This window comes from Lascolabacillus massiliensis, assembly GCF_001282625.1.
Classification (GTDB): Bacteria; Bacteroidota; Bacteroidia; order Bacteroidales; family Dysgonomonadaceae; genus Proteiniphilum; species Proteiniphilum massiliensis.
In genome coordinates, this window is sequence record NZ_CTEJ01000001.1 from 388637 (window position 1) to 402301 (window position 13665).

The window sequence follows — 13665 nt, forward strand, 5'->3', positions numbered from 1 at the left end:
CTTAAAATAATATGAAAACAAGAGCTGTACGTTTATACGGAAAAAAAGACCTTAGACTGGAAGAGTTTGAATTGCCTCCTCTTAAAGAGGATGAAATATTGGCTAAGGTGGTGTCTGATTCTATATGTATGTCTTCCTATAAGGCATCATCACAGGGTGCAGAGCATAAACGTATTCCGAATGATGTAGCTCATAACCCTATAATAATTGGTCATGAGTTTGCAGGAGAGTTGTTGGAAGTTGGTCCCAAATGGGCTCATAAATTTAAAACCGGAGATAAGTTTTCTATACAACCTGCTCTTTATTATGAAAATGGACCTGTAGGACTATTGAGTGCTCCAGGATATAGCTATAAGTATATTGGCGGTGATGCTACTTATGTTATAATTCCCAATGAGGTAATGGAAAAAGATTGCCTGCTTAAGTACGAAGGTGAAGGTTTTTATCCTGCGTCACTGTCTGAACCACTTTCTTGTGTAATAGGAGCTATGCATGCCAATTATCACACTACTCCGGGTAGCTATGAACATAAGATGGAAATAGTGGAAGGTGGTAATATGGCGATACTTGCAGGTGTGGGACCAATGGGTCTGGCTGCTATTAATTATGTGCTACACAGAGAGGATCGTAAACCTTCGCTGTTGGTTGTAACTGATGTGGATCAATCCAGACTTGACAGGGCTTCTATGATATATACAGCTGATTTTGCAGCTTCGCGTGGAATAAAACTGCTATATATAAACACAGGAAAAGTTGATGATCCTATTAAGGTATTGAGGGAATTAACAGGTGGTAAGGGGTTTGACGATGTGTTTGTATTTGCACCGGTTAGACAGGTAGTAGAGCAGGGGGATGCAATACTTGGTTTTGATGGTTGTTTGAACTTTTTTGCAGGACCTAATGATACGAACTTTAGCGCTATGCTTAATTTTTATAATGTTCATTATGCATATACTCATATAGTTGGTACTAGTGGCGGGAACAATAATGACATGGTTGAGGCTTTAGAGGTAATGAGTAAAGGTCTTGATCCTGCTGGTTTGGTTACCCACATTGGAGGATTAAACGCAGTTGCAGATACTACAAACAATTTGCCAAATATTCCAGGGGGAAAGAAACTTATATATACTCACATAGATATGCCACTGACTGCTATAGATGACTTTGGGAAATTGGGTGAGTCAAACGACTTTTTCAGAGAACTGGCTGACATCTGCAGAAGACATGATGGACTATGGAGTGTTGAGGCTGAAGCTTTTTTACTTTCAAAAGGGGGTTAAAAAATCCCCTTTTCTCTTATTTTATGTATCTTTACACTCCAAAATTGGAAATATATATTTTGACTCTGAATTATGAAACAACTAGATACTAAATTAATGCATCCTGCTGAACAGATTAAGGTGATTATTGACAGAATTTACAGAAGTGGGATGACAACTACATCAGGTGGTAATATATCAATTAGAGATAAAAATGGAGATATTTGGATTACTCCTTCTGGTGTGGATAAAGGTTCACTTACAGTTAAAGATATAATGCAGGTGAAAAGGGATGGTACGATTTTAGGTCAACACAAACCTTCATCAGAATTGCCATTCCATAAAGCAATTTATAATGAAAGACCTGAAATCACATCAATAATACATGCACATCCACCTGCTCTTGTAGCATTTAGTATAGCAGGAATAGTGCCAGATACCAAGATAGTTCCGCAAGCAAATAATATTTGCGGTGATATTGGCTTTGCTCCTTATGCGACTCCAGGAAGTGAAGATCTTGGTGAGAAAATTGCAGATGAGTTCAAAGATACCCGCTATAAAGCAGTAATAATGGAGAATCATGGTGTGGTTCTGGGTGGTACAGACATGATGGACGCATATCAGCGTTTTGAAACTCTCGAATTTTGCTGTCGCACTATAATCAACGCTAAAAGATTAGGTCAGGTAAATTATCTGTCTGATGAGCAGGTTTCGCAGTATGTAAATCATCTTCCTACAAATGTATCGCATTTTATGGATATAGAATATCCTTCTGATGAGAGAGCTATTAGGACTGAAATGGTTGAAATTATACGGAGAGCTTGCAACCAAGGTTTGATGATTTCAACGTATGGTACTGTTTCAACCAGATGGAGAGGAGATGATTTTCTGATTACACCGAGTAATATCGCTCGATGGGATATTGTACCAAATGATATAGTACAGATTAAAAATGGAATGGCTGAAGCAGGTAAAACCCCAAGTCGTTCAGTTGCACTGCACCAAAGGATATACCAGCTAAATCCGCATATCAATTCTATTATATGCACTCAACCTGTTAATCTAATGGCTCATGCAGTGAGTGGTAGTAAATTTGATGTAAGAACAATTCCGGAAAGTTGGATCTTCCTTCAGGATGTTCCATCGATTCATTTTGGATTGATATACAATGATGTAGACAGTGTCGCAAAAATGTTTAATAAAAACAGAGCTGTTCTTGTAGAGAACGATAGTGTATTTATTACTGGAGACAAATTGTTGAACTGTTTTGACTATCTTGAAGTAGCTGAATTTTCTGCTAACTCTTTAGTTATGGCATCTTCAATAGGTTCTTTGCAACCAATAGGCGATTCAGAGATAGAAGATCTGAAAGTTGCTTTCAATGTGAGATAAGTTAATTAAATGAACATAAACTATTTTTTCTCTGCACAAATAAACAAATTGTGCAGAGGTTTTTTTAGACTATATAACAGAGACTTTATTAGTGAATAGTTTACCTTGCCAAGTACCTCTTTCTCTGAATCTCTTAATTATTTTTTCTCTTACTTCATAGTTCTTTAATCCCCATTCAGGGGCAATTAAAAGCTTAGAGGGAGACTGAGAAGTAAAACGTTCTATATAAATATCAGAACTTAATTTTTCTGCAAAATCTACACATAGATCTATATATTCATCAAGTTCAAAAAGATAAAAAGATTCAGGTAGGAGTCTAAACTCCTTTGCCATAGCGGTACCTCTAATAATCTGTAGTTGATGAAGTTTCAGTGTTGTAAGTGGTAATTCGGAGAGTCTGTCAGCATGATGAATAATTTCTTCCTTAGTTTCTCCGGGAAGACCAAGGATCATATGTGCACCTACAGGTATATTTCTTTCCGCAGTTTTTAAAATCATCTCTGCAGACTCTTCATATGTGTGCTGACGGTTAACTCTTTCTAATGTTTTATTTAAAGTTGATTCTACTCCATATTCCAATAAAACAAAAGTTTTTTTACTTAGACTTTCAAAATAATCCAATAGATCATCCGACATGCAATCGGGTCGTGTACCTACAATTAATCCAACAACTCCAGGATATGAGAGAGCTTCCTCATATTTTTCAATTAGTGTTTCCGGCAGATCATAAGTGTTAGTATATGATTGAAAATAAGCAAGGTATTTCATTTCCGGATACTTGTGAGAGAAAAAATTTATACCGTCAGCCAGCTGGTCAGAAATAGTTCTTGTTGGTTTCCCGTAGCCAGGACTGAAACTTTGGTTGTTACAATAAGTACAACCACCGCGACCTTTAGATCCATCCCTGTTAGGACATGTGAATCCTGCATTTATTGATATTTTCTGAACTTTGTATGGGAATCTGCTGGAAAGATATTCTGAAAAGTCTCTATATGGTTTATTATTAAAAATCATTTTTTAAATATTTATTGTTTTTCTTCTGGTGAATGGTTGCCATTTCATATATGTGCCAGAACGCCAAAGCCATTCGAGAGGACCATATAAGAAGTGTTTCATCCACTGCCTGCTAATTATAATTTGTAAAATATATATTATCAATCCAAGTATAAATAATTCTGTAAAACCTAATTTCCCAAAGAAGGAACCAAAACCCCAGGTTGAAAACAGTATGGCTCCTGTTATATTTTGAATCTCATAATTTGTCAATCCCATGCGTCCATACGAAGATAAAATATCAAGGTATTTACCAAAAGCTTTAGTCTGATATAATACAATGAATCCCATTACCAATATGCCGGATTCTGTCAGCGACCCTAAATCATTCAATGTTGATGTAACGATTGAGGATAATGGCACCTGTTGTCCAAGCGAGATATGCATTAGTAGGTTGATAGGTTCACTGGGAGTAATTATTTTACCAATTACTTCAATAACAACAGATGCTATAAAAAAACCTGCTAATAAAATGATATTTTTTTTTCTTCTAATACTAACCTTTTCAAAAAATCCAGACCTACCTACTAGAAGTCCTAATAAAAAAAGAGCAAAGGTTACATAACCCCGTGAACTCAAAGCGAATTGAAATTTCAACTTATCTTTCGTTTTATTAGTCAAATTATCTTTGGCTGTTCCGAAGAATGTTCTATTGTTAAATGCCTCATTTTCATTTGCTGTGATTTCTGCTATTTCGCTTTTTGAGAAAGACTCAGATGGCATATCATATGAAACAGGTACTGATTTTTTTAGTGTTATATTATCAAATCCGGTAATAGTCATTAGTGGTAATCCCGATAATATTAATCCTGTTAGTATAATTAGTAACCAATTTTTCAATGGAAATAACAGAACAAGAAATAATCCGAAAAATGCATATATTGTGAGTATATCCATATAAGTAAACATTGTACCTACCAAGCCTATTACAAATAGTATAACCATTCTCCAAAGAAAACGACTGCGAAAATCGATTCCCTTTTTAGATGCGCGATCCATTTGTATAAAAAAACTAAGCCCAAAAAGGAATGAGAATATATTTATAAAACGTCCAGCTATTATATTATTAGCGAGGATCTGAACTATCCTATCTAACAACGGAAACCTGGATATTTCATGAGTATTTACAGTTGAGTAACCAAAATACTGCAACATATGAATTAGGATTACTCCCAGTAATGCAAATCCTCTTAGTGCATCTATTACGTTGATTCGTTTTGCAGGTACATGAGCTGACTTTATTGCCTCCATTTATTTTTCGTATTTGTAACAATTATTACTATTCCCATAAACAAACAATAGTCAGTTTAAGTTTCAAACAATGCAATTTTTATGAAACCTGTTTATTTAAAATCTGCTTAATACAATTATAGATATAGTTTACAAATAGATAATTTTTTAAGGAAAATAAAAAAGGGTAATTCATGATGCGAATTACCCTTTTTAATTATTGATTAGAAAATTTATTCTTTATCTTCTTTATTATCAGCTTCAGTTTCAGTTTCAGATTCTACTTCAGATTTAGTTTCTTCTTTAACTTCTATATTTGCATCTTCTGTTGCTACAGCATTTTCTTCAGCTATTTCGGTGTCAACTTCTTCAGTTACTGATTCAGCTTCTATTTCAGCTTTTTTCATAGATTCTTTCTTGAAAGCTTCAACCTTCTGATTATCCAGTTTTTCTTTCAATGCAGCTAGCTCTTCAATATCTCCAAGAGTTGTTCTCTCAATTGCAGGAGTTGCTGCAATATTTTCTATGCCACCTTCTTTTTTGCTGGTACGTTTACCTTTCTTTCTAGCTTCTTCGCTTACTTTATCTTCGAAAATTCTGCTATGAGAAACAATTATACGTTTTGCATCTTTGTTAAACTCAATTACTTTAAAGTCAAGCTTTTCGTCAACCTCTACTGGTGTGCCATCTTCTTTTATAAGATGTTTTGGAGTAGCAAATCCTTCAACACCATATGGTAATGAAATTAAAGCACCTTTATCAAGCATTTCAATTATTGTACCCTCGTGAACTGAACCTACAGTAAATATAGTTTCAAATACATCCCAAGGATTTTCTTCAAGCTGCTTGTGTCCAAGGCTTAAGCGACGGTTTTCTTTATCTATATCAAGTACCTGAACTTCAATTTCAGAGCCAATTTCAGTTACTTCACTCGGATGTTTGATTTTCTTTGTCCATGAAAGGTCGGATATGTGGATTAATCCTTCTACACCCTCTTCTATTTCAACAAAGGCACCAAAGTTAGTGAAGTTACGTACTTTAGCTTTGTGTGTACTTCCAACTGGGAATTTTTCTTCAATACTTTCCCATGGATCTGGTTTAAGCTGTTTAACGCCAAGTGACATTTTACGCTCTTCGCGATCAAGTGTTAGAATTACAGCTTCTATTTCATCACCCACACTCATGAAATCTTGAGCACTGTGAAGATGTTGTGTCCAGCTCATTTCTGACACATGGATTAAACCTTCAACACCTGGAGCTATCTCTACGAACGCACCGTAATCGGCCATTACAACTACTTTACCTTTAACAATATCACCCACTTTTAATGATTCGCTAAGTGAATCCCATGGATGTGGAGTGAGCTGTTTCAAACCTAAAGCGATACGTTTTTTCTCATTGTCAAAGTCGAGAATAACAACGTTGATTTTGTCATCAAGTTTAACAACTTCTTCCGGATGCTGGATACGGCCCCAAGATAGGTCAGTTATATGAACTAATCCATCAACACCTCCAAGGTCAACGAATACACCATAAGATGTGATATTCTTAACAATACCTTCAAGTACTTGTCCTTTTTCCAGTTTAGAAATAATTTCCTTCTTCTGTTGTTCTAATTCCTCTTCTATCAGAGCTTTATGCGATACAACAACGTTTTTATATTCAGGGTTAATCTTTACTACCTTGAATTCCATCGTTTTATCAACAAACATATCGTAATCACGGATAGGTTTCACATCTATCTGAGATCCCGGTAAGAATGCTTCGATACCGAATACATCAACAATCATACCACCTTTAGTGCGGCATTTGATATATCCTTTTATAATTTCGTTGTTTTCTAATGCTGCATTCACACGATCCCATGCGCGAGATGCGCGTGCTTTTTTGTGAGAAAGGATTAATTGTCCTTTTTTATCTTCTTGGCTTTCAATGTATACTTCTACCTCGTCACCAACCTTAAGATCAGGATCATAACGAAATTCGTTCATTGAAACCACACCATCAGATTTATATCCGATGTTTACAACTACTTCGCGTTTATTCATGGAGGTAACAATACCAGTTACGACCTCTTTGTCGTTAATTTTGCTCAGTGTATTGTCGTAGCTTTCTGCAAGCTTCTCTCTGTTTTCTTTGCTATAAGAATCATTCTGAGCATAAGCAGCCCAATCGAAATCTTCTATGGGTGCTACATTTTTTAGGTTTTCAGTCATTTGTTGTTGATAAATTGTTTTAATTAAATAAGTGAGACATTATGTTGTTTAAAAAAGCGGTGCAAAGATAATTGGTTTTTTATTAATAACCAATTCTTTGCACCGGTAATTTCATTTCAATAAGTGCTTGAAAAGCACCAAAAAAGAGAGTCTGATCATTAAAGAAGTAGTCCGCTTTGTACTTCACGACGAACTTGCAGGCCTGCAATTTGTTCCACAAGTCTTAATGCAAACTCAAATACTAAACCAGGGCCTTTGCCTGTTGTTATGTTCTCATCAACTACAACATTTTCACCTGTAATATTTGCTCCAATAAGTTCAGGTTCAAATCCAGGATAAGTAGTAGCTCTTTTTCCTTCTAAGATTCTTAATCCTCCCAAAACCATTGGTGCAGCACAAATAGCGGCAATCTGTTGGCCTTTAGAATGATACTCACTAATAAGGTTTTTTAAACCATCATGTTCATTGAGATGTTTTGCTCCAGGCATACCACCAGGTAGAACAAGAATTTCAATATCTTTGAAATCGGTTTCAGTGAATGTTGTGTCAGCTATGACTTTAACATTATGTGCACCGGTAACAACTTTTTCATCTGTTATTGAAACAGTGAGAACCGGAATTTGAGCTCTTCTTAGAATATCAATTATACCTAACGCTTCAATTTCTTCAAATCCATTTGCTAAAAATAGTGCTACTTTCTTCATATTTTTCACATTTAAATCCAATTATGATTGGAGACATTACTAATTGATCTTATTTGCAAGTAATTATCTGAACTTTACAGAATGAGGTAAATAAACATCTCCTCTATGTTGAGTTACTTATTAGTTCAGATTAAAACGATAAGTAATAGTACCCTGCTGGTTATTTGCAGAGTTTATTGAATTAAACTTTGTATTTCTTGCAGCACGCAATGCTTCATTCCTAAGTGTTGCACTTGGAGTGTTTGTACCTCGGCCTATTTCTGCATGAATAACATTCCCTGCAGGGTCTACTGTAATATTAACAACCACAGTGCCGTAATCGTTCACCGTATATCTTGGTTGAATCAATCCTCCACTTCCAAGGCTTCGACCTCCGAGGTCATAAGAACCTATACCTCCGGTTCCTGTAGGTGAGCCTTGAGATGAGTTTCCTGTTGATACTCCTTGTGTACCTTCACCTTGAGTATTACCGCGACTACCAGAACTTTCACCGAAAAGTCCTGACATTTGCTCATTTATTTCTCTTCTCCTTGCTTCTTCCTGTCGTCTGATTCTTTCAGCTTCTTCAATTCTCCTGCGTTCCTCAGCTAAAGCCGTCTGCCTGCGTTCTTCTTCACGTAAAGCTTCAACATCAATAGTAGGCTCAGTCGTTTGAGTAATTAAAGGCTCATTTGGTGAGTATTCTGGTATCTGTAGTTCCTGAGTTGGTATAGGAGTTATTTCTGTCATAGGTGGCTCGACATATCCAAATGCATCTTCTATTGAACCAAACATAACAGGTACACCTTCTAGCTCTTCAGGAGGTGATGCCATTGTAAAGTATGAGAAAAGCAAAAGAAGAGCCAGCAATATTGCAAATATTGTTGTACCTACTATTCCACCAATCTCTTCCCTTGTAATTTGCATCTTGCTATGTATAATAGAAAATTGTTTAATTTGGTCGAGTCATTAAAACCATATTAAACTGGTTTTGATTTGCAATATCAAGTATTTGCACGATCTCCCTGTAAGGAACGGTTTCGTCAGCGTAAAGAGCCACAAATATTCCCGGATCGGCATTATATGCCTGTTGCAGGAATGGAGTTATCTCTTCAAATGTAACCTGTCTTTCTGTATCATTACCATGAGCTACATAATAGTTGAGATCTTTATCAATAGTTACACGTGTTATAGGTTTTACCTGAGCTTGTTGTTGAGCTCTGGGTAATGCAACCTGAATTGCATTGGGTGTAACAATTGTAGATGTGATCATGAAAAAAATCAACAGTAGAAAAATCACATCTGTCATAGATGCCATACTAAAATTGGTCTCAATTGTAAATCTTTGTTTTAAAGCCATTTCGAATTTACTTTAATGTGCTAAACTGCAGGTTCATTTAATATATCCATGAATTCCATAATCCTACGCTCCAGATTATTTACAATACCTTTAATACGTGTTGTAAGATAGTTAAAAGCAAATAGAGCAATAATACCAACAATCAAACCTCCTACAGTAGTAACTAAAGCTTCATATATACCTGTAGAAAGAATATTTACATTCACATTTGCACCTGCACTGGCCATATCCATAAAAGCTCTCACCATACCGGTTACTGTACCTAAGAATCCAACCATAGGTGCGCCAGAAGCAGATGTAGCCAATACCGGCAATCCTTTCTCCAGTTGGGAGATCTCAATATTACCTTGGTTTTCAATTGCTGACATAACATCTGCAGTTGGTCTGCCTAGCCTCGATATACCTTTTTCGACCATTCTGGCTGTTGGTGTATCAGTGTTACGGCACAGGTTTATTGCAGTATCTATTTTACCATCGTGAATATAATCTTTTATGCGATTCATAAATGAATTATCCTCTTTTGCTGCTTTATTAATCACCAATGTTCTTTCAATGAGAACATAAATTGACATTAACAATAGAATTAACAAAACAATCATAAGCCAGCCACCTTTTAAGGCCAGATCAAATGCATTCATTGTTATTGTTTCAGTTTCTGCTGCTGCAGCTGTCTGCTGCATCGTGTTGTAAATAGCCTGTGCTGTATCAGCTTGTGAAGGTAATTGCAAAAAAATCATACCGATAGTATACTATTATTGAATAAATTAGATTACTTTAATTGCTAAAGATATAAAAATTGGATATTTAATCCTCAGGTTGTGGAGCTTTTAAACAATCTTTATACGCTTTTATTGTTTTTTCTAATCCCATATAGAGGGCATCGCTTATAAGTGAGTGACCTATAGAGACCTCCTTAATCCATGGGATATTGATGTATAGATAGTTGAGATTATCAAGATTTAAGTCATGACCGGCATTAACACCTAATCCAAGATTCTTTGCCAGTTTAGCTGCTTCAATGTATGGAGAGATAGCTTTTTCTTTGTTTTTGATAAATTCTTCTGCATAAGGACCGGTGTATAACTCAATCCTATCTGTTCCAATTTGTGATGCAGCTCGTATAATATCAGGGTTGGGATCAACAAAAATAGATGTTCTTACTCCCATAGATTGAAATTTACTAACAACTTCAGATAAGAATTCTTTATGGGTAATAGTGTCCCATCCAGAGCTAGAGGTTATAGCATCGTGAGAATCAGGCACTAAAGTTACCTGAGAAGGTCGTATTTTTTCAATAAGAGAAATGAATTCCGGGGTGGGGTTTCCTTCAATATTAAACTCTGTTTTTACTTTAGACTGCAAGTCAAAAACATCAGAGTATCTAATATGTCTTTGATCTGGTCTTGGATGAACAGTAATTCCTTCGGCTCCAAATGCCTGACAATCAATCGCTACTTTTATCACATCTGGAATATTACCTCCGCGTGCATTTCTTAGGGTAGCTATTTTATTGATATTTACACTAAGTTTAGTCATATTTTTGTATACTTAATTCACAAAGAAATAAACCTAAAAAGATTTTAAAAATAAAATTAAAATAAAACTATAAGAAGGTTCAAATAAGCAAAAAATTGCCATCTTTGTAAAGCTGATACAAAAGTAATACGAAATAACCATTTTCTCAATGTCAACGAAAGAATTTATCAAAAAACAAGTGGAAAATTTTAGTAAACCACTTACACCTGAACAATTCAGTGAGCTTTCGGAAGCTGAGAACTCTCTTATAATTCTGGAAATGCCCATTAAAGATTACACCCTTACTGAGATTGCACGAATTGTAGAGAGTAATAATGCACATGTGATTTCACTTTCTACACTACCTATTTCTGGAGGCAGTGAACTTCTGGTATCACTTAAACTTGATATTTCAGATCTTACTACTATATTGAGAAGTTTTGAAAGGTTCAATTATAACGTAACTTATTTTTTTATGAAAGAGGGTGAAGTCACTGATCAGCAGAAAGAGAGACTTGACGAATTGATGTATTACTTAGATATGTGAATAAATGAAGTTTGCACTATTTGGAAGTATGTTCCCCGATAGGTCTGCAAAAGCAGAAGAACAAATTTACGGGGTTTGCGATGCAATTAAGAGACATGGAGGTCAACTGTATCTCCCTGAGAATTTTTACATTTCACTACCCGGCAATATAAGACAATTGCTAGACCCTATCTGTGAATTAGCTGAAACCTTACCTGATGTGGATATGGTTGTCAGTGTAGGAGGTGATGGTACATTTTTACGCACTGCTGCTACTGTAGGTGATACAGGTATTCCAATTCTGGGTATAAATACCGGAAGATTGGGTTTTCTTGCAGCTATTAATTATTCAGATGTTGAAGATACACTCTCAGAAGTTATGAGAGGTGACTATAAAGTTCAGGATCGTACGCTTCTAAAAATGACAACAGATGAAGTGTTCCCCCCAAATCATTTCAATACCAATGCTTTAAATGAGATAGCAATCTTAAAGCAGGATACTGCTTCAATGCTTTCAATACATGCATATATTAATAACGATTATTTAACATCATATCAGGCTGATGGACTTGTTATTTCTACTCCTACCGGTTCAACTGCATATTCTTTAAGTATTGGAGGTTCGATTTTATCACCAACTACTCCCAGCATAATTTTGTCTGCTATTGCACCACATAATCTTACTTCACGCTCTCTTGTGGTAGATGACAGTAGTATAATTTCTCTTAAAATAGAGAGCCGCAGCCATATGTTTCTTGTGTCAGTAGATGGTCAGTCACGTGTTTTAGACGAAACAGTAAGTATTCAGGTCAGAAAAGCTGACTATACTTTACGAGTAGTAAAAAGGGTCGGGCATACTTTCTTTGAAACACTGCGAGACAAACTTATGTGGGGTGCAGATGTAAGAAAACAAAATAAATAGTACAAAAAAAATTTTAACCTACTTAAATGTCTGTTATTTTATTCTTCGGTTTCGTCTACAACCAAATCCTGCTTAGACCTTTCATCTTCAAAAGGTAGCCATTTATCAAGTCCTTTTATAAGCAGATAAAAGATGGACATGAATAAAAAGATTCCCACTATACCTATTAATGCCACTAATAATGTTGTTTGTAATGTTGGTGTCATGTTAAATCGATTTTAAGCCAATAAAGGAACTAAAGTTAAAATTATACCACCTGCAACAACAGATCCTATCTGACCTCCTACATTTGCACTTATAGCAGGCATGAGCAGGTAATTGTAAGGATCCTCTTTCTGTCCCATTTGATGTATAACCCTTGCCGACATTGGAAAGGCTGAAATACCGCATGCTCCAATCATTGGATTTATCTTATTTCCGTCTTTTCTAAACATATTCAGAAACTTAGCAAAGATGACACCTCCAAATGTGTCAAAAACAAAAGCAAACAGCCCCAATGCTATTATAATCAGAGTGTCAATCCTTATAAATCTTTCAGCTGTCATTGTACTAGCTATTGTTATTCCAAGAAGAATAGTCACCAAGCTTGATAGTTCATTCTGTGCAGAAAGAGATAACTTGTTCAAAACGCCGCATTCACGTATTAAGTTTCCAAACATCAGGAATCCAATTAGTGCGAGTGATGAAGGAGCTATAATTCCAGCTGCAATTGTAATAACTATTGGAAATGCAATCAGAGCTTTTTTAGAAATTTTCTTATTGTTATTACCTGTCATTCGTATCAACCTTTCTTTTCTGGAGGTTAGCAATCTGATAACAGGAGGCTGAATAATTGGAACCAAAGCCATATAAGAGTAAGCTGCTACTGAAATAGGTCCAAGAAGATTTGGAGCAAAACGAGCCGCTACAACTATAGAGGTTGGTCCATCAGCGGCACCAATTATTCCAATTGAGGCTGCTTCTCTAATGTCATAACCAAGTAGCGCAGCAAACACCATTGTTAGGAAAATTCCAAATTGAGCTGCTGCTCCAAACAGAAGCAACGATGGGTTACGGAAAAGTGGTGAAAAGTCGATCATCGCTCCGATAGCAATAAAAATCAGCAACGGAAAGATTTCAGTTGCAATACCGGCATCAAAAAAAACGTTTAGAACACCCTCTAAAGTTTCACCGGTAGCCGGATCAATTTGTGTTATCGCAGATGATAAAGGTATGTTTACTAATATTGCTCCAAATCCCATTGGTAATAGGAGTGTGGGCTCATAATTTTTTACAATGGCCAGATAAATGAGTATTAATCCAACTCCTATCATAACCAGATGTTGCCATGTCATTCCTGATATAGCAGGTAATAACTGTTCTAATTCCATAGTAATTAAATTTTTCAGTAATATAATGATATGTAACTTTCAAAAATACAAAGACTTATTAATAGAGTAAAGAGATATTTATAATATCTCTTTACTCATATTTGTTTCATGAAGACATCTTTTCTTTGTAAGATACATT

14 protein-coding genes are annotated in these 13665 nt (G+C 35.7%); 4 read left to right on the plus strand and 10 right to left on the minus strand.

The genetic code is table 11. The features are described from left to right. The first annotated feature begins 11 nt into the window (after positions 1 to 11). Both BN1354_RS01560 and BN1354_RS01565 read left to right on the plus strand, forming a co-directional pair. Complete coding sequence (locus BN1354_RS01560; RefSeq protein ID WP_045090014.1) at positions 12 to 1280, plus strand: zinc-binding dehydrogenase; 1269 nt, start codon at positions 12 to 14, stop codon at positions 1278 to 1280. Between the two features lie 72 nt (positions 1281 to 1352). Beyond that, positions 1353 to 2651: a class II aldolase/adducin family protein gene (locus tag BN1354_RS01565; RefSeq protein ID WP_045090013.1), complete on the plus strand. Its 1299-nt coding sequence runs from the start codon at positions 1353 to 1355 to the stop codon at positions 2649 to 2651. 69 nt (positions 2652 to 2720) lie between these two features. Here the strand turns inward: BN1354_RS01565 and BN1354_RS01570 are convergent, their stop codons facing one another. From BN1354_RS01570 to BN1354_RS01605, 8 genes are all read right to left on the minus strand, one after another. Continuing rightward, complete coding sequence (locus tag BN1354_RS01570) at positions 2721 to 3665, minus strand: tRNA modification radical SAM protein MnmL/YtqA (RefSeq protein ID WP_045090012.1); 945 nt, start codon at positions 3663 to 3665, stop codon at positions 2721 to 2723. Positions 3666 to 3668: 3 nt separating this feature from the next. Then, positions 3669 to 4955, minus strand: a complete 1287-nt coding sequence (locus BN1354_RS01575; protein WP_045090011.1) for a DUF418 domain-containing protein — start codon at positions 4953 to 4955, stop codon at positions 3669 to 3671. A gap of 212 nt (positions 4956 to 5167) precedes the next feature. Then, positions 5168 to 7150, minus strand: coding sequence for a 30S ribosomal protein S1 (gene rpsA / locus BN1354_RS01580; RefSeq protein WP_045090010.1), 1983 nt, complete (start codon positions 7148 to 7150; stop codon positions 5168 to 5170). Positions 7151 to 7308: 158 nt separating this feature from the next. After that, entirely contained in the window at positions 7309 to 7854 is a 546-nt protein-coding gene (locus tag BN1354_RS01585) for a DJ-1 family glyoxalase III (RefSeq protein WP_045090009.1), read from the minus strand. A gap of 120 nt (positions 7855 to 7974) precedes the next feature. Continuing rightward, positions 7975 to 8760: an energy transducer TonB family protein gene (locus tag BN1354_RS01590; protein WP_045090008.1), complete on the minus strand. Its 786-nt coding sequence runs from the start codon at positions 8758 to 8760 to the stop codon at positions 7975 to 7977. Between the two features lie 25 nt (positions 8761 to 8785). After that, on the minus strand, positions 8786 to 9193 hold the full coding sequence (locus tag BN1354_RS01595) for an ExbD/TolR family protein (protein WP_053826033.1): 408 nt from the start codon (positions 9191 to 9193) through the stop codon (positions 8786 to 8788). Between the two features lie 20 nt (positions 9194 to 9213). After that, the gene (locus BN1354_RS01600; protein WP_053826034.1) at positions 9214 to 9930 is read right to left on the minus strand and encodes a MotA/TolQ/ExbB proton channel family protein; all 717 of its coding nucleotides are present in this window, start codon (positions 9928 to 9930) and stop codon (positions 9214 to 9216) included. A 67-nt stretch (positions 9931 to 9997) separates the two neighbouring features. After that, complete coding sequence (locus tag BN1354_RS01605; protein ID WP_045090006.1) at positions 9998 to 10729, minus strand: pyridoxine 5'-phosphate synthase; 732 nt, start codon at positions 10727 to 10729, stop codon at positions 9998 to 10000. Between the two features lie 148 nt (positions 10730 to 10877). On the opposite strand from BN1354_RS01605, the gene BN1354_RS01610 reads away from it, so the two are divergent. Continuing rightward, positions 10878 to 11255, plus strand: a complete 378-nt coding sequence (locus BN1354_RS01610) for a hypothetical protein (RefSeq protein ID WP_053826035.1) — start codon at positions 10878 to 10880, stop codon at positions 11253 to 11255. A 4-nt stretch (positions 11256 to 11259) separates the two neighbouring features. Continuing rightward, positions 11260 to 12156 (plus strand): NAD kinase, encoded by an 897-nt coding sequence (locus tag BN1354_RS01615; protein WP_045090005.1) that lies wholly within the window; start codon positions 11260 to 11262, stop codon positions 12154 to 12156. A 38-nt stretch (positions 12157 to 12194) separates the two neighbouring features. On the opposite strand, the gene BN1354_RS11955 is transcribed toward BN1354_RS01615, so the two are convergent. Continuing rightward, a complete protein-coding gene (locus BN1354_RS11955; protein WP_157360180.1) occupies positions 12195 to 12362 on the minus strand; it encodes a hypothetical protein in 168 nt (55 codons plus the stop codon). Between the two features lie 12 nt (positions 12363 to 12374). Continuing rightward, positions 12375 to 13526 carry a sodium ion-translocating decarboxylase subunit beta gene (locus BN1354_RS01620; RefSeq protein WP_045090004.1) on the minus strand — a complete coding sequence of 384 codons (1152 nt, stop codon included), beginning with the start codon at positions 13524 to 13526 and terminating at the stop codon, positions 12375 to 12377. Between the last annotated feature and the right edge of the window lie 139 nt (positions 13527 to 13665).